This is a genomic window from Frankia sp. BMG5.60 (genome assembly GCF_059428125.1).
The window spans coordinates 5,672,813-5,688,546 of sequence record NZ_CM182091.1; the positions used below are offsets into that span (position 1 = coordinate 5,672,813).

A 15,734-nucleotide genomic window follows, 5' to 3' on the forward strand; every position below is an offset into this window, starting at 1 on the left:
CCGAGCCTGAAATGCCGCACTCCGTCCGCACAACGTGATATCAATCAGGCGACAATCATGGTCGTAGCGGGTTGGCTCGGCGGAGATCCATAGTACAAGGTCACTGCAGGACGTTTCAGATTGGTGGCGGTCCGCGAATCTGCGGGCCCCACTCGGCTGACCGCCCGTCCGCTTCGGGCGGTCCGGAGGTACACCACATGCCCGGCGCACGTCCGTCGCTCCGACGTCAGGCCGTCGGTGGTCGCTCCCGGGGGCAGGTTCCACCCGCCTCTCCGGGAGGTCCGGTCCTGCTGCGGCACGACCTCGCCGGCACGGCGTCTCGCGACGCCAGTTCCATCGATCAGGGCGGCCGGGGTGGCCGGTACAACCGGCGCACCCCGGCCGGCGGGCCGCTGCTGCGGCGCGCGGCCGGTCTCATCCTCGGGCTGGCGGTACTCATCCCGGCGGCTACCGCCTGGGACGGCTCGCACGGATCCCACGGGAATCCCGCGCCGTCCGGGCGGCCTCCCGTCGCCGCCGGGGCCAGCCACCACTGAGGTCGTCGAGGCCGGCCTCGCCACCGCAGCGATCATTCGGTGATACTGGATACCCGGGCCCGCAGGTCCGGGTATCCAGCCCGCGGAGCCGATCCCCGCCGACGCCGACTCCGGTCCATTCGGCGGGGTAATTCCGCCGAAGGATGCGGGCCTTTCAATCGAGAAATCCGGACGATTGGTCCGAATCCTTACTAACTAACGACGTTCAGGTATCTGCCGCACGACGGCCGGGATCGCCGAATCCTCGGCGTTCCGCATCAAGGGCCACGGTTCCGTCGGGCGCGGGACTGTGTGGCCCGGGCCCGCGCCCCCGTCAGGTGCCGCTGGGCTGGATCGCCTGGACCGGCTGGAGCGACTCGGCGAGGGCGGCCAGGTCCACCTGGGACGCGCCGCCCTTCCCGTCACCGTCGTCGACGACCACCGTGAGGCCCCCGTCGGTCCGGCTGATGGCGAGATGGCCGTTGTTGTCCGGGCGCTGCTCCCAGGGGACCCCGTCGACGTCCACCGTCCCGCGCGCCGGGCGGTTGCCGAGCAGCTTCTGCACCGCGTTCGGCGCATTGCTCTCCCGCAGCCGGGCGTACGTCCGGTGGCCGGACCGGTCGACGACGTATCCGACCGTCGCCTCGGCGACGTTGCCGCCGTCGGAGCTGCCGGTGGGGCCGGTCAGCCGCAGCGAGGTCGCCTTCCAGTACCCGGGCAGCCCGGCGGGAGCGAGCGGGGTGTAGGGCGTCTGCCGGGCGAAGGCCGCCATCGGCTCGGCCGTCTCGACGACCTTGACCGCCGACTCGTCGCCGCCGCGCGGCATCACGAAGATGACGAAGACCAGAACGCCCGCCATGACCGCGGCGAGGGAGAGGATCATGTCCCTGATCGTTTCCTGGCCGCGTCGCTGTCGTTGTGCCACGCCCCCATCTTCCAGGTCTCGGCGGGTCGGTGGGGGCCCGGGACCGGTTTGGGCGGCCCCTTGCGGCGCTCGTGTGGTCGGAATCTCGCCCACAGCCTGCCGCGGACGGGGCGGAACGTCGACGGGCGGCCGTCACGCCCCCTCCGCGTGACGGCCGCCCGATCGAAGCGTTTGACGCCTGCATGCACCGGAAGGTTGCGCGCAAGTTTTCGGCTTCTGGCCTGTCACGCGCACGACAGTCCGGATGCCCCGGTTCGCCTGACGGCGGTAGATGCTCCGGGATACGGTGACCGGGGTGTCGACCGTCGTGCGGCTGCGTATCTCGGGCGCCAGCGGGGTGGCCGAACTAGGCTCACGCCCGTGCCTTCCGCTCCCGATGCCTTCGCCGCCAGGTCCTCCGACTCCTCGGCTGTGCCCGACACGCTGGCCGTGCAGGGGCAGGCCCCGGACCGCAACCTCGCCCTCGAACTCGTCCGCGTGACCGAGGCCGCGGCGCTCGCCGCCGCGCGCTGGGTCGGTCGTGGCGACAAGAACGGCGCCGACGGGGCCGCCGTCGACGCGATGCGCCGGCTCGTCGGCACCGTGTCGATGCGCGGCGTCGTCGTCATCGGCGAGGGGGAGAAGGACGAGGCCCCGATGCTGTTCAACGGGGAGCAGGTCGGCTCGGGTGAGGGTCCGGAGTGCGACGTCGCCGTCGACCCCGTCGACGGCACCACGCTCACGTCCAAGGGCATGAACAACGCGGTGTCCGTCATGGCGGTCAGCGAGCGCGGCTCGATGTACGACGCGAGTGCCTGCTTCTACATGGAGAAGCTGGTCACCGGGCCGGAGGCGGCGGATGTCGTCGACATCACCGCCTCCGTCGAGGACAACATCCGGGCCGTGGCGAAGGCGAAGGCGATCCATCCCCGCGACGTCACCGTGGTCGTCCTGGACCGGCCCCGGCACGCCGAGCTCGTCGAGCAGATCCGCGCCGCCGGCGCCAGGGTGAAGCTCATCTCCGACGGCGACGTCGCCGGCGCCGTGATGGCCGCCTCCGCCGACACCGGCGTCGACCTGCTTCTCGGCGTCGGTGGCACGCCGGAGGGGATCATCACCGCCTGCGCCGTGACGTGTCTCGGCGGGGTGATCCAGGGCCGGCTGTGGCCCAAGGACGAGGCCGAGCGCAGCAAGGTCGTCGCCCTCGGGCACGACCCGGAGCGGGTGTTGTCCACGCGGGACCTGGTGGCCAGCGACAACGTCTTCTTCGTCGCGACGGGGATCACAGATGGTGAGCTGCTGGCCGGGGTACGGTACCGCCCGGGCGGCGCGAACACGTCGTCGCTGGTGATGCGCTCCCGCTCGGGCACGATTCGCCGGGTTGACAGCCAGCATCAGCTCACCAAGCTGCAGGCGTACTCCACCGTTCCGTTCTGATCTCACCCCGGGGAGGCGATCGCGTGGCGCGGCTGTCTCCCGCGGAGTTGTTCGTCCGGCTCGACCGGCCGGGGCCGCATGGCAGCGCGGCGGAGGTCCGCACGCTGGCCGGCGCCGCCCGCCGGTTCCTCGCCCATCCAAGGCCGCCCGTCCTGCTCGGCTGCGTGGGGACGCTCGCCGCCGTGCGCGCGGGCCGTGGGTCGTGGCGGGCGCGTGACACCCGTGTCGCTGTGGCCGCCGCCCTCGCCCAGCCCTTCGTGGAATGGGGCGTGCACCGCCTGTTGCTGCACGCCCGCCCGGCCAGCCGGCTGGGCGCCGTCGGCTACCAGCTTGCCGGCTACGGCCACGAACAGCACCACCGTGACCCGACCGACCTCGACACCATGTTCCTCCGCCCCCGCGAGGTCATCACCGGAACGGCCGTGGCCGCCCTGCCGGCGCTGCTCGGACCACCCTGGGCGGCGACGGGGGCGCTGTGCGCGGGTGTCGGCGTCCTTGCCTACGACTGGACGCACTTCCTCATCCACACCCGGGTCCCGCCGCGCACCACGTACTACCGGCGGCTCTGGCGTGGCCATCGGCTGCACCACTACCGCAACGAGCGCTACTGGCTCGGCGTGACCAGCCCCCTCGGAGATCTGGCGCTGCGCACGAACCCGCCGCGGGACGCCGTGGAGCTCTCCCCGACCGCCCGTGGCCTCGATTCTGCAGCGAACCCTTGACGGAGCGAACCCTTGACGGCTGGTGCGGTGGCGGGTGGGCGCGGAAACCGAGCGCCGGTCGTCGGCGGCTGACTTGACTCGTTCAACTGGAACGCCGTATCCGCTGTCCGGGCTGCTGCTGGGCTGACCCTGCCGTCAGTGCCCTGGTGGGCGGCGCGCTCGGCGTCGTGCGCGCAGCGCTGGGCGAGGTCGGTCGGCACAGGTCGCACTCCCGCATCGGGGCCGACGTGGCGGCGTGGGACTCGGCGCCGACGGCGTCAGCGGCAGTTCTCCCGTCCGGCCCGCCGGGGTTCGTCCCGGTGACGGGATTGGCTGCTTCGCTGGTGCCGACTGTCCCGGTGACGCCAGCGCCGACTGACGTGGTGGCGCCGGCCGCCTCGGTGGGGCTGGTTGCCTGTGTGGGGCTGGGCACGGAGCTGGGGGCCGGGTCGGCACCGGCGGCGGAGCTCGGCACGGCCGGACCGGGCGACCGGGGCTCGGAGCGTCCGAGGCGGGGGCGGAACGGGCCGGATGACCGGGCCACGCGCGGAAACCGGAAGGCCCGGTCCCGCGGCAGCACCGGATGCGGCTCCGTCCGGCCGACTCCTTCAAGCCAGGCCAGCAGCCGGCTGTCCGGCGTCGTCGCGTCGACAGTCAGGCGGGCCAGAGCGAAGCGGTCGTCGGCGGGATGGGACAGCACGTCGCGCACCGCGCAGGCCGAGCTGTACCCGGCGGAGATCACCAACTGGCGGACGGACAGGTCATAGCCGCCGCCGGGGTAGGCGAACGTGCGCGGCTCGTCCCCCGTCGCCACGGCGAGGCGGCGCCTGGAAAGGGTCAGCTCCGCGATCACGTCCGTGCGAGCCAACTCGTTGAGCGGTCGACCGGTGTGTCCGGACCCTCCTATCTCGATTCCCAGCCCGCGGATGCGATGTAGGTCGGCCCGATGGAAATAGCCCGGATCACCGACCCGGGAACTGGTCACGAAGACCGTTGCCGTCAGTCCCCACTCGGCCAGGCGGCGCAGCGCGTTCATTGTTTCCGCGCCGCCGTCGTCCAAGGTGATGACGATCGGATTCTTCGGGGCGGAGGCGACACCGAGGGAGGCGACGTACCCGGACACCGTCATCGGCTGGCGGCCGGACGCGGCGATCAGGCAGCAGTGCCGAGCGAAGGTCGAGAACGGCATGGGTCGACGCGGTGCACCCCGGGTGGTGTGCGGGTCGAGCGAGCGGTAGCGCAGGACCGGGATCATCTGTCCGCGCCGGGCCGTCCGTAGACCGAGCGTCATCGCGGTCCGAGCACGGTGCCGCGCGCGTCCCGCTCGGCGAGCGGTTCGGGCGGAGCGAACGTCAAGCGGGCCTCCCTGCGAACGCCGCGGGCATGGACGCGGCATCGGGTAATTGCGCCGAAGTGCGTCCGAGGAGTGAGTCCGTGATGCGGCATGGAATGTAGCACGAGTGGTCCCAATAGCCGGTGAACCGGGAAGGCGAGTACCTTGCCGACCGGCCGTCGGAGCCCGTCATCATTGTGCTGATTAAGAAAACAGAACTTTTCCGAGAGGTGTCGCCGCGCAATCAGTGGATCGTCGGGGGCGCGGACGTGGTGCGGGAGTTGCGACTGGGGCATCCGGTGACCGCCTGGTGCGGTCGGCGTCAGGCCTGGTGCGGGCCGTCAACGAGTCGTCGGGGCGGCCGGCACGCAGCCGAGCTCCGGCTGCCGCGCCCGGTCGTGCGCTCCTGCGCTGTGGGCCCGACTGCCACGTTGCGGCTCTCGGCGCCCGCGGGCGCTTCTTTCCGGCCGGGGGCGAGCCGAGGTGGCGGCCCGCCGGCTTCGGCTGGCCATGTGTCCCGGCTGGCGATCTGTCCTGGCGCCGATGTGTTCCGGTGCCCGTGTGTCCGGTGCCTGTGTGCTCCGGGACGGGATGTGTCCGGGCGTCCGATGTGCCCCGGTGCCGGCCGTGGATCCGGGAAGGTCAGGGCGTCGGGTCGTCGCCGGAGCGGCGAGGCCGGATCCGGGTGAACGCCCGGCAGTCGCAGCGCGCGCAGTCATTGCCCTTGCGATAATGCCGATGCAGATCGCGGCTATGGCCGCAACGACATCGATCCCACCACGAAGAGATCGCTCCCATGGAGCCCCCCTTCCTCGGCGCTACCACTCGGTGACATTACTCAGGCGCAATCAGATGCGGTCGCCGCGGTGGCCGCGGCGCCGGGGCCGGGGCCGTGCCTGTCTGGGGTATTCCCTGCGGGCCGGCAGGTGTCCCACCCGCAGCGCTCCCGCGCCGTTGCACGCGCTGCTGCGGCTGGCGGATGTTGTGCAGGCGGGAACCAGTCCGGGGAGGGCCGGTGTGGCCGCCGGGGGCTCTTCGACGCGACCCGATGGTTCGCAGACCACGTTCGGTGGGCCTGCTGGCGCGCTCGCTGACTGGCTCTGAGCGGGCCAGGAAGGCCTAGTGGCCGGGGCGTCGGCGGCGCTCGGCGGCTGACTGGGCGGCGAGGGCGCGTTGCCGCTCGCGCCGGGCGATCTGCGCGCGCCGGCCGCGAAAAACCGCGATGAGGGCGACCAGCAGGAAGGCCGCCAGCAGGATCGGCGCGTGCAGGATCATCTCCGAGCCGATGTCGATCGCCTTGTTCCGCAGTCCGGAACTGCCGTCTCCGGTGGAGGGATCAAGATAGCCGACGCCGATCGTGATGAGCGCGTACACCAGCGGTGGCATGATCACGACGCCGATCAGATCGTCGGTGTGGACCCGCACCGCGACGAGCACGCAGGCGCCGATGAACAGCGTGCCGAACGCGTACTTCACCGAGCCGAAGGCGACCGAGTCGATGAGGGCGCCCACGCCGCCGACAACGAGCACGATGATCCCGGTACCGAGCGCGGTCAGCCCCCGCCTGCTGCCGGTGAACAGCGTGGGCGGCGGTGCGCTCGCGCGGCCCCGCGAGCCGCGGACATACGGATCGTCGAACCTGTCGGCGCGCACGGATCTCCCCGGCGGCCCGGCTGACTGCCGATGCGGCGGCACACTCACGAACGCAAGGTACCGCCCGGGGATTTCAAATGCGTCAGGACGATGCATCAGACCGCGGCATCGGCCCCCGTGTCGGAACCTTCGGTGGTCGAACCACTGCTTTGCGTCGTCCAGTCATTGTCTTTCTGGTTGTTTGACCCCGATGTCCTCCCCGCCACTTCTGCCGAGGTCCGATATCCGACATCCCCGGTTCCGCCGGCGGTCGGCGCCGCCTGCTCGGGCAGGCCGGGGTCGTGCAGTAGTTCAGCCGCGGACAGCGCGCGCACGCCGGACTCCACGGGCGCGGGGCTCGGCAGCGCCGCCTCGACCACTTCCATGGCGGCGAGCCGGCGGGCTGGGGTGAGCACCCGGCTCTCCAGCGAACCGACGGTCGCGTTGAAGTCCCCGACCGCCCGGCCCAGCGAGCGGCCGAGCCGGTCGACGTGTTCGCCGAGCGTGCCCAGGCGGGTGTAGAGATCCCGGCCGAGCTCGAAGATCTCCCTGGTCCGCGTGGTCAACGCCTCCTGGGTCCAGGCATGCGCGATGGTCCGCAGCATCGCGATCAGCGTGGTCGGGGTGGCGATGATGACCTTCCTGGCGGCGGCGTGCTCCAGCAGGCCCGGATCGTGGTCGAGCGCCGGGGCGAGGAACGCCTCGGCGGGCACGAACAGCACGACGAACTCCGGCGAGGCCGGCAGCCGCCGCCAGTACGACTTGGCGGCGAGTCCGTCGACGTGGGCGCGCAGGTGCCGGGCGTGGGCGGCCATCCGCCCGGCGCGGTACTCCTCGTCGGTGCTCTCGGCGGCGTCGAGGAAGGCGGCCAGCGGGACCTTCGCGTCGACGACGACGTTGCGCCCACCGGCGAGGTGAACCACCATGTCGGGCCGCAGCGGGCCGTCGTCGCCCTGGACGGTCATCTGCTCGGTGAAGTCACAACGGTTGACCATGCCGGCCACCTCGGCGACCCGGCGTAGCTGCATCTCCCCCCACGCCCCGCGGGCCTGCGGGCGGCGCAGGACCGTGACCAGCGCCGCCGTCTCGGACCGCAGGCTCTCCGATGCCTCGCGGGCGAAGCGCACCTGCTCCACGAGCGCCGCATACGCCTCCGTGCGGGCCGTCTCCAGCTCGTGCAGGCGGCTCTCCATCCGTCCCAGGGCGTCGCGCAGCGGGGTGACCATGCCCTCCACCGCCGCGCGGCGCGCGTCGAGATCACCGCGGGCGCGGGCGCCGGCCTCGTCGAGCCGGGCGGTGGCCAGCTCCACGAGCTGGCGACTCGCCCCCTCCAGCGCCTGCGCGGACAGGGCCCGGAAGCTCTCGGCGAGCCGCTCCTGGCTCTGCTCGACCAGGGCGACCCGCTCGGCGGCGGCGCGCCGCTCGTAATCCAGCGCCGTGCGCAGGCCGGAGACATCCGACTCGGCGAGCTGGGCGCGCTCGGCGCTCGCCGCGGCGGCCTCGCGGGCGGAGTCCCGCTCCCGCTGGGCCGTCGCATGGGCGGCGGCGAGCGCCGCGTAGCGCGGGTCGGCCAGCCGGCGGGCGGCGAACAGGCCGCCCACGGCCCCGACAGCCAGCCCGAGGAGGGTCAGCAACGCGCTGGTGGTGTTCACGATGGGAAGGCAATCACGACCCTCCGACAGTTTTGCGGCAAGCCGGTCGGCGGCGTGGCGACCCGGCCGACTCCGGCCGGGTCGCCGGCGGCGGCCGACCCGCCGCGCGCCGCCCGCCGGCCCGTAGACTGATCCGCCATGGGCTTGTCGATCGGTATCGTGGGGCTGCCCAACGTCGGCAAGTCCACGTTGTTCAACGCCCTGACGCGCAATGATGTGCTCGCCGCGAACTACCCGTTCGCGACGATCGAGCCGAACGTCGGCGTCGTCGGCGTCCCCGACCCGCGGCTCGACGAGCTGGCGAAGCTGTACGACAGCGCCCGCGTGGTGCCGGCGACGGTCAGCTTCGTCGACATCGCCGGGCTCGTCCGCGGCGCCTCCGAGGGCCAGGGCCTCGGCAACCGCTTCCTCGCGAACATCCGCGAGTCCGACGCGGTCTGCCAGGTCGTCCGGGTGTTCTCCGATCCCGACGTGGTGCACGTCGAGGGCAAGGTCGACCCGGCCGACGACATCGAGACGATCAACACCGAGCTCATCCTCGCCGACCTGCAGACCCTCGACGCCCGGCTGCCGAAGCTGGAGAAGGAGGCTCGCGCGGACAAGGCGAAGCAGCCGCTGCTCGCCGCCGTGAAGGCCGCCCGCGAGGTCCTCGACGCCGGCCGCACCCTCTCCTCCGAGCCAAAGATCGACCGGGACGCGCTGCGCGAGCTGTTCCTGCTCACCGCGAAGCCGTTCCTGTACGTGTTCAACGTCGACGAGGACGTCCTCGCCGACCCCGGCCAGCACAAGGAGCTCGTCGAGTCGGTCGCCCCCGCCGACGCGATCGTGCTGTGCGCCAAGGTCGAGGCCGAGCTCGCCGAGCTGGACGACGCCGACGCCGCCGAGCTTCTCGCCTCCCTCGGCCAGGAGGTCAGCGGCCTGGCCCAGCTCGCCCGGATCGGCTTCCACACCCTCGGCCTGCAGACCTTCCTCACCGCCGGCCCGAAGGAATCGCGCGCCTGGACGATCAGGGCCGGCGCGACCGCCCCGGAGGCCGCCGGCGCCATCCACACCGACTTCCAGCGCGGCTTCATCAAGGCCGAGATCGTCTCCTTCGGCGAGCTCATCGCCGCCGGCACCATGGTCGCCGCCCGCGCCGCCGGCAAGGTCCGCATGGAGGGCAAGGACTACGTCATGGCCGACGGCGACGTCGTCGAGTTCCGCTTCAACGTCTGACGAGGCTCGCAGCCACGCAGCGCTCCCTGGAACGCTGCCCCGCAGCACCGCGCCGGGATCACAGGTGGGTCACGCTGTGCTCCGAGGCGCTGCCCGACATCTGGCCTAGGATCTTGCATTCGACGGCCTTGTCCTCGTCCTCGGTGGAGATCTCGTGCGCGAAGGTGAGGATCGTTACCGCCCGGTCTCGCGGCCCTACGCGCGACGGTTCGGCTATCGCTACACCGAGCACGTGTTCGACAAGCTCGAGATCATCGACATCGGGCTCGGTGAGTTTGAGCGGCTACTCGGATCGGGCGAGGTCATCGAGGAGGCGTTGGGCCGGCCGTTCGTCCTCAAGGAACTGGTGCTCTTGATCGAGTGGCTTCGGCCGCTGCATGTTGTGATCGCCGTTGACGAGAGCCGGCGGCGCGAGACACTGGTTACTGTGTACGAGCCGTATCCGGCTGAATGGTCGGATGACTTTCGGAGGAGGCGGTAGTGCGCTGCGACGCGTGTGGCAACGGCGAGATCCGTCCAGGCCGGAAGCCGAAGGTCGTGCAGCGTGGCGGCCGCGTTGCGGTCGTGACGGACATACCGGTGGAGGAGTGTCCATCCTGCGGCATGACATGGCTGGATGGTCCGGTAGCCCATCGGTTGGATGATCTTTTCCGAGAGATGCTGGCAGCCGATGTCGTGGCGATCCGCCCCTATGCTCAGGCAGCGGCCGCTGCCTGAGAACCAGGTCATGGCCGACGGCGACGTCGTCGAGTTCCGCTTCAACGTCTGACCGGTCGGCTTCCGCAGGTCCGCGGCGCAACCTGGCCGCCTGGTGCAACTGCCTGCCTGCGCCGTCGCGGTCTACGAGGCCGTGAGTGCCAACCCCGCCGCGGCGATACTCGATGCCGAGTGCGAACGGATGTGCTACTTCTTCGCTCATCTGCACCGGGGGCGGTTCGGCGGCTGGCCGGACACCGGTTCGGGCATTTCCCGCGGATCCGCCAGCAATGCGGCCGGCTGGCGGAACTAGTCCATGATTGCCGGGATGGGGATGGCGTCGCTGAACCCGAGCCGGTGACGAAGGCGGACGCGGCGCGCCGGCGGCTCAATGCGGCCGGCCCGGACGGGCGGTTGAGGCGGGCGATCCGTGCGAGGCGGCCGCTCCCGCGGGGTACAAAGCTGCCGTGGGACGTCGACCGGCGCGGGCTGATCGGTCCGGGCCGAGCGGGCCGGGGCGGGCCCGCCGGATTCCGGTTATGGCTGCACGCGGGAAAGGGCGGACGGACGTGGCGGGCGACGACGAGCAGGCGCGGGACGACCGGGTGATCTGCCATCTGGTCGGGCGGACCGCGTGGTCGGTCGGGGCGGCCGGATACCGGCCGGCGAGCCTCGGCGCCGAGGGGTTCATCCACTTCTCCACCCCGGCACAGGTCGTCGCCACCGCCAACCGGTTCTACGCCGGCCGCGACGATCTGCTCCTCGTCGTGGTCGACCCGGAGCGGCTCAGCGCCCCGTTGCGCTGGGAGCCCCCCGCCGCTCCCACTGCACCGGCCGCGGGTGCCGGGCAGCCACCTGACGGCACGCCGCCGCCCGGGACTCTGCCGCCGCCCGGGACTCTGTCGTCGTCGGAGTCCGTGCCGTCGTCGTCGGAGTCCGTGCCGTCGTCGGAGTCCGCGTCGTCGGGGACCGTGCCGTCGTCGGGGACCGTGCCTGTCGGCGCGAGCGAACCGGCGGCCGGGGAGCTTTTCCCGCATCTGTACGGGCCGATCGACGCCGGGGCGGTCGCGGCGGTCGTCCCGTTCCCACCGGGGCCGGACGGTACATTCAGCGTTCCGTCCACCCTCTGGTGACCTCCAGCCGACACACCGTCCCGGCCCAGCGGCCGAAACGGGCGTAGCGGGCGCGGACCTCCCGCTCGCCGGCCGGGCCGGGCAGGCCCGCGAGCTCGCCGACGCGGGCCTTGGCCCAGGCGTCGAGCGCGAGCCCGCGGGGGCGGCCGAGCAGGCCGAGCAGCCCGTCGGCGCTGACCGGGCCGAAGCCGGGCAGGGCGCGGATCTCGGCGGCCACCTCGCCGTCGCTCGGGCCACGCGGACTGCGGTCCCACCAGCGTTCGACGTCGAGGGTGCCGGCGTCGATCCGCTGGGCGAGGATGGCCAGCGACCCGGCGCGGTAGCCCCAGCCAGCCCGGTCGCGCAGGATCTCGGGGCCACTCGCGGCGACGCCGCGCGCGACCGCCGCCGCGTCCGGGAACACTCGTTCCCCGGCCGGGCCGCGCGCGCCGAACAGCTCCACCAGCGCGTCGAGCATCGACCGGGTCCGGGTCAGCGCGGCGTTCGTCGCGGCGAGCGCGCGGACCAGGTCCTCCCAGACGCTCGGGCTGCGCAGCAGCCGGCCGTGGCCGCCGGCCGCCACCCAGGCGAGGTCCGGCTCGCCGGCCAGCGCGGCGTAGAGGTCGGAAAGGTCGTCGTCGAGGGCGAGTGCGTGTCGCACCTGGCGGCGGATCGCCTCCCGGTCGGCGTTCCCGCCGGCCGTCCGGCCCCAACTGACGACGAGATGCGGGCCGACGCCACCCGGCAACGCCTCGCCCGGCGCCCCACCCCGCGGCCCGGCGCGGTCGGGGACGGCGGGGGCGGCAGCCTCGTGGACGGTGACGGTCAGCGGGCCGGCATGCGGGGTGGCCAGGACGCGGTGCCATTCGCCGCGGTCGACGTCGAAGCAGGACGGTCCGAGCCCGCTCGCCGCGTGACTGAGTGCCACCGCGGACAGCCGGAAGCCGGGCGGTAGCGGGCCGAGGCGCAGGGTGCCGGCGCGGGGGAGGTCCGTGCCGGCCGGGGGCCGGCCGAACCGGCCGCCTGCGCGGATCTCCGCCGCCGCCTGCGCGCCCACAGCCCGCGATCACCTCCGTCGTCCGCCTGGGGTGATCATGCCGCAGGACGGGTCGGTCAGTACGACACGCCCGCGGCGTAGAGGATCTGGGAGATCTTTCGGGCCAGGGCGACGTCGAGCTCGGTGACGCCGCCGACCGAGTGGGTCCAGACCGTGAACGTCGTGGTCCCCGGGCCGCGGTCGATCACCGGGTGGTGATCCATCTCGTCGGCGGCGTGAGCCACCTCGGCGACGATCGCATCGGCCTCGTCGCCGTCGACCATGATCTGCAGTTGGATGCGGTCGGCGTCGCCGAGCCAGCCGGGAAGCGACGCCAACGCGTCCGCGACCTCGGCGCTGTCCAGTTTGGTCGGCATGCTGCTGCCCTCCGTCTTCGGGCCCGGCGGTCCGGCGACCGCGGGCCGGGGTTGGCTAGCTGTGTGCCTAGCCGCTCTCGGGATGGTCGGCGCGGCGGCGCGCCGGACCGGAAGCCGATCCGTCGCCGTCCCCGCTCCCGCCGCAGGTCGACTGCCCTCGGGTGGCCCGATCGGGCCATCCGACCCGAACACCTGGTACCCGAACCCTTGATGGTCGGAGTCTGGGAGAGTCCGGCACCATGAATGCGGATGCGGGCGGCCCGCGTGCCGGCGTTCCTACCCCGCCAGGACGGGACGCAGCCCCCGGAGAGCATGCCGCCGCCGGCGTGCCGGCGGCCGGGACGGCGGGGCCGCCTGCGGCGCGGGGCCGGCTGGTCGTCGCGGTCGCCCTCCTCGACGACGAGCGCCGGGTGCTGGCCGCTCGGCGCCGGGAGCCGCCGGCCTACGCCGGGATGTGGGAGTTTCCCGGCGGCAAGGTCGAGCCGGGCGAGGACGAGCTCGATGCGCTCGCGCGGGAGTGCCGTGAGGAACTCGACGTCGAGATCGAGATCGGGCCGCCGCTGGGCGAGGTGAGCCTGGCGAGCCCGGGGTGGATCCTGCGGGTCTGGTTTGGGCGGGTGACCGGGCGCAGCCCCCGCCTGCTCGATCACGACGAGCTGCGCTGGCTGACCGCCGACGAGCTCGACGACGTCCGCTGGATGCCGGCGGACGGCCCGCTCGTCGAGAAACTCCGCCTGGCGCTGACCGGCCCGGACCAGATCCGCTGGCCCCGGCGGCCCTGACGCTCCCGAGTCCCGGTGACGGCCTCCCGACGCTTGATCGTTTCTGTCTCGGTTTTCCTTGCCCTTCCAGAGGGTTTCGGGTCCGATTCGTCCCTCTCGACAGGCAGGGGAAGCGGGCCAGACAGGGCCCCGACGAGCCTGGTCCAGGCTTCGTCGGCGGGGAGGTGGCCCCGGGCGGGCGGGTAGGTGGCACCGGGGTGCGGGGAGGTGGCCCCGGGTGGGCGAGGAGGCGGCGCGGGGGTGTCGGGCAGGGGTGGCCGTGGCGGGGCGGACACGCCGGGGCGAGGTGTCCGTACCATGGGCGGTGGCACGCACGTCGCCAGTGCCCGTCTGGCGGGCGCGTCGGCGTGCCTCGGCGCAGATCGGCGTGGTGGAGTTCCGCTGCGGCGTTCGCGTCACCGGTTCCAGCCGGCACCGTCGTTCGCACGGTGCCGTTGTCGTTGTTGCGGGGTCGAGAGCCCCACGTCCGCCCCGGAGCGCCCCACCGTGTCCCTTCGTGCCGATCTTCGTAACGTGGCCATCATCGCCCACGTCGACCATGGCAAGACCACGCTCGTCGATGCCATGCTGCGCCAGTCCGGCGCCTTCGGCGAGCACGCTGAGCTGACCGACCGCGTGATGGACTCGATGGATCTCGAGCGCGAGAAGGGCATCACGATCCTCGCGAAGAACACCGCGGTCCGGCACGGCGACATCACGATCAACATCATCGACACCCCCGGCCACGCCGACTTCGGCGGCGAGGTCGAGCGCGGCCTGTCCATGGTCGACGGCGTGCTGCTGCTGGTCGACGCGAGCGAGGGCCCGCTGCCGCAGACCCGCTTCGTGCTGCGCAAGGCGCTCGCGGCCCGGCTGCCGGTGGTGCTGGTCATCAACAAGGTGGACCGGTCCGACGCTCGGATCGCCGAGGTCGTCGATGAGACCTACGAGCTCTTCCTCGACCTCGACGCGGACGAGGAGCAGATCGACTTCCCGATCATCTACTGCAACGCCAAGGCCGGCCGCGCCTCGACGACCCGCCCGGCCGACGGCGCGAGCCCCGACTCGCCAGACCTCAAGCCCCTGTTCGACCTGCTGCTGGAGACCGTCCCGGCGCCGTCGTTCGACCCGGACGCGCCGCTGCAGGCGCTGGTCACCAACCTCGACGCGTCGCCCTACCTTGGCCGCCTGGCGCTTTGCCGGGTGCACAACGGCACGATCAAGCGCGGCCAGCAGGCCACCCTGTGCCGCGCGGACGGCACCCAGACGCGCGTCAAGATCAGTGAGATGCTGATGACTCAGGCGCTGGACCGGGTGCCGGCGGAGGAGGCCGGACCGGGCGACATCATCGCCATCGCCGGCATCCCGGACATCACCATCGGCGAGACCCTCGCCGACCTGGACGACCCCCGTCCGCTACCGGTGATCACCGTCGACGAGCCGTCGATCAGCATGACGATCGGCATCAACACCTCGCCGCTGGCGGGCAGGTCCGGCAAGAAGCTCACCGCCCGGCTGGTGAAGAACCGGCTCGACGCCGAGCTTGTCGGCAATGTGTCCATCCGCGTGCTGCCGACCGAGCGGCCTGACACGTGGGAGGTGCAGGGTCGCGGCGAGCTCCAGCTCGCCGTCCTCGTCGAGCTGATGCGCCGCGAGGAGTTCGAGCTGACCGTCGGTAAGCCGCAGGTGGTCACCAGGATTGTCGACGGCAAGGTGCACGAGCCGGTGGAGCGCCTCACCATCGACGCGCCCGAGGAGTTCCTCGGCACGCTCACCCAGCTTCTCGCGCTGCGCAAGGGCCGGGTCGAGCAGATGGTCAACCACGGCACCGGCTGGGTCCGGCTGGAGTACCTGGTCCCCGCCCGCGGGCTGATCGGCTTCCGGACCGAGTTCCTCACCGAGACCCGCGGCACGGGCCTGCTGCACCACGTCTTCGACCGGTACGAGCCCTGGTTCGGCGAGCTGCGGACGCGGGCCACGGGCTCGATGGTCGCCGACCGCAGCGGGGTGGCGACCGCCTACGCGCTGTTCAACCTCCAGGAGCGCGGCACGATGTTCATCGGGCCGACGACCGAGGTCTACGAGGGCATGATCTGTGGCGAGAACTCCCGGGCGGACGACATGGACGTCAACCCGACCAAGGAGAAGAAGCTGACGAACATGCGCTCGTCCACCGGCGACGAGCTGGTCCGGCTCACCCCGCACCGGGTGCTCACCCTCGAGCAGGCGCTGGAGTTCTGCCGCGAGGACGAGTGCGTCGAGGTGACGCCGGGCTTCGTCCGACTCCGCAAGGTGGCGCTCACCGCCGGGGAGCGGGAGAAGCTGCGCTCCCGCCGCCGCTGACCTCCCGCGTGGGCCGCGCG

Annotated in this window: 16 protein-coding genes; 10 read left to right on the forward strand and 6 right to left on the reverse strand. The window is 72.3% G+C overall.

The genetic code is table 11. The features are described 5' to 3' along the window. Positions 1-197: 197 nt before the first annotated feature. Complete coding sequence (locus tag AC5R91_RS23245) at positions 198-536, forward strand: hypothetical protein (RefSeq protein ID WP_495393437.1); 339 nt, start codon at positions 198-200, stop codon at positions 534-536. Positions 537-849: 313 nt separating this feature from the next. Here AC5R91_RS23245 and AC5R91_RS23250 read toward each other — a convergent pair whose 3' ends face one another. Next, entirely contained in the window at positions 850-1,440 is a 591-nt protein-coding gene (locus tag AC5R91_RS23250) for a DUF4245 domain-containing protein (RefSeq protein ID WP_495393438.1), read from the reverse strand. Positions 1,441-1,800: 360 nt separating this feature from the next. Between AC5R91_RS23250 and glpX the strand changes: the two genes are divergently transcribed. Together glpX and AC5R91_RS23260 are read left to right on the forward strand one after the other, a co-directional pair. After that, entirely contained in the window at positions 1,801-2,856 is a 1,056-nt protein-coding gene (glpX, locus tag AC5R91_RS23255) for a class II fructose-bisphosphatase (protein ID WP_495393439.1), read from the forward strand. A gap of 23 nt (positions 2,857-2,879) precedes the next feature. Beyond that, entirely contained in the window at positions 2,880-3,578 is a 699-nt protein-coding gene (locus tag AC5R91_RS23260) for a sterol desaturase family protein (protein ID WP_495393440.1), read from the forward strand. A gap of 82 nt (positions 3,579-3,660) precedes the next feature. Here the strand turns inward: AC5R91_RS23260 and AC5R91_RS23265 are convergent, their stop codons facing one another. The 3 genes from AC5R91_RS23265 to AC5R91_RS23275 form a co-directional block, all read right to left on the reverse strand. Then, the gene (locus AC5R91_RS23265; RefSeq protein ID WP_495393442.1) at positions 3,661-4,848 is read right to left on the reverse strand and encodes a polysaccharide deacetylase family protein; all 1,188 of its coding nucleotides are present in this window, start codon (positions 4,846-4,848) and stop codon (positions 3,661-3,663) included. Between the two features lie 1,161 nt (positions 4,849-6,009). Next, a complete protein-coding gene (locus tag AC5R91_RS23270; RefSeq protein ID WP_495393443.1) occupies positions 6,010-6,639 on the reverse strand; it encodes a DUF6542 domain-containing protein in 630 nt (209 codons plus the stop codon). Then, a complete protein-coding gene (locus AC5R91_RS23275) occupies positions 6,639-8,174 on the reverse strand; it encodes a DNA recombination protein RmuC (protein ID WP_495393444.1) in 1,536 nt (511 codons plus the stop codon). Before AC5R91_RS23275 ends, AC5R91_RS23270 begins: the two co-directional genes overlap by 1 nt. A 138-nt stretch (positions 8,175-8,312) precedes the next feature. Here AC5R91_RS23275 and ychF point away from each other — a divergent pair, with 138 nt between their 5' ends. The 5 genes from ychF (at position 8,313) to AC5R91_RS23300 (ending at position 11,218) form a co-directional block, all read left to right on the forward strand. Beyond that, on the forward strand, positions 8,313-9,389 hold the full coding sequence (ychF, locus tag AC5R91_RS23280; protein ID WP_495393445.1) for a redox-regulated ATPase YchF: 1,077 nt from the start codon (positions 8,313-8,315) through the stop codon (positions 9,387-9,389). A 154-nt stretch (positions 9,390-9,543) separates the two neighbouring features. Next, positions 9,544-9,870 carry a DUF4258 domain-containing protein gene (locus tag AC5R91_RS23285; protein ID WP_495393447.1) on the forward strand — a complete coding sequence of 109 codons (327 nt, stop codon included), beginning with the start codon at positions 9,544-9,546 and terminating at the stop codon, positions 9,868-9,870. Next, positions 9,870-10,106, forward strand: coding sequence for a type II toxin-antitoxin system MqsA family antitoxin (locus AC5R91_RS23290; RefSeq protein ID WP_495393448.1), 237 nt, complete (start codon positions 9,870-9,872; stop codon positions 10,104-10,106). Before AC5R91_RS23285 ends, AC5R91_RS23290 begins: the two co-directional genes overlap by 1 nt. A 94-nt stretch (positions 10,107-10,200) precedes the next feature. Continuing rightward, entirely contained in the window at positions 10,201-10,398 is a 198-nt protein-coding gene (locus tag AC5R91_RS23295; RefSeq protein WP_495393449.1) for a hypothetical protein, read from the forward strand. 256 nt (positions 10,399-10,654) lie between these two features. Beyond that, positions 10,655-11,218 carry a DUF952 domain-containing protein gene (locus tag AC5R91_RS23300; RefSeq protein ID WP_495393450.1) on the forward strand — a complete coding sequence of 188 codons (564 nt, stop codon included), beginning with the start codon at positions 10,655-10,657 and terminating at the stop codon, positions 11,216-11,218. Here AC5R91_RS23300 and AC5R91_RS23305 read toward each other — a convergent pair. Together AC5R91_RS23305 and AC5R91_RS23310 are read right to left on the reverse strand one after the other, a co-directional pair. After that, the gene (locus tag AC5R91_RS23305; RefSeq protein WP_495393451.1) at positions 11,193-12,254 is read right to left on the reverse strand and encodes a DNA glycosylase family protein; all 1,062 of its coding nucleotides are present in this window, start codon (positions 12,252-12,254) and stop codon (positions 11,193-11,195) included. The two genes, AC5R91_RS23300 and AC5R91_RS23305, sit on opposite strands and share 26 nt — an antisense overlap. A gap of 56 nt (positions 12,255-12,310) precedes the next feature. After that, entirely contained in the window at positions 12,311-12,610 is a 300-nt protein-coding gene (locus AC5R91_RS23310) for a 4a-hydroxytetrahydrobiopterin dehydratase (RefSeq protein ID WP_495393452.1), read from the reverse strand. A gap of 239 nt (positions 12,611-12,849) precedes the next feature. Here AC5R91_RS23310 and AC5R91_RS23315 point away from each other — a divergent pair, with 239 nt between their 5' ends. Both AC5R91_RS23315 and typA read left to right on the forward strand, forming a co-directional pair. Next, entirely contained in the window at positions 12,850-13,392 is a 543-nt protein-coding gene (locus AC5R91_RS23315) for a (deoxy)nucleoside triphosphate pyrophosphohydrolase (RefSeq protein WP_495393453.1), read from the forward strand. Between the two features lie 486 nt (positions 13,393-13,878). Then, complete coding sequence (gene typA / locus AC5R91_RS23320) at positions 13,879-15,714, forward strand: translational GTPase TypA (RefSeq protein ID WP_495393454.1); 1,836 nt, start codon at positions 13,879-13,881, stop codon at positions 15,712-15,714. Positions 15,715-15,734: the final 20 nt, after the last annotated feature.

Bases quoted from the DNA above. Each gene is read 5' to 3' on its own strand.
- AC5R91_RS23310 (WP_495393452.1), bottom strand. From the start codon at position 12,610: ATGCCGACCAAACTGGACAGCGCCGAGGTCGCGGACGCGTTGGCGTCG.
- AC5R91_RS23245 (WP_495393437.1), top strand. From the start codon at position 198: ATGCCCGGCGCACGTCCGTCGCTCCGACGTCAGGCCGTCGGTGGTCGC.
- AC5R91_RS23270 (WP_495393443.1), bottom strand. From the start codon at position 6,639: ATGCATCGTCCTGACGCATTTGAAATCCCCGGGCGGTACCTTGCGTTC.
- AC5R91_RS23315 (WP_495393453.1), top strand. From the start codon at position 12,850: ATGAATGCGGATGCGGGCGGCCCGCGTGCCGGCGTTCCTACCCCGCCA.
- AC5R91_RS23265 (WP_495393442.1), bottom strand. From the start codon at position 4,848: ATGACGCTCGGTCTACGGACGGCCCGGCGCGGACAGATGATCCCGGTC.
- ychF (WP_495393445.1), top strand. From the start codon at position 8,313: ATGGGCTTGTCGATCGGTATCGTGGGGCTGCCCAACGTCGGCAAGTCC.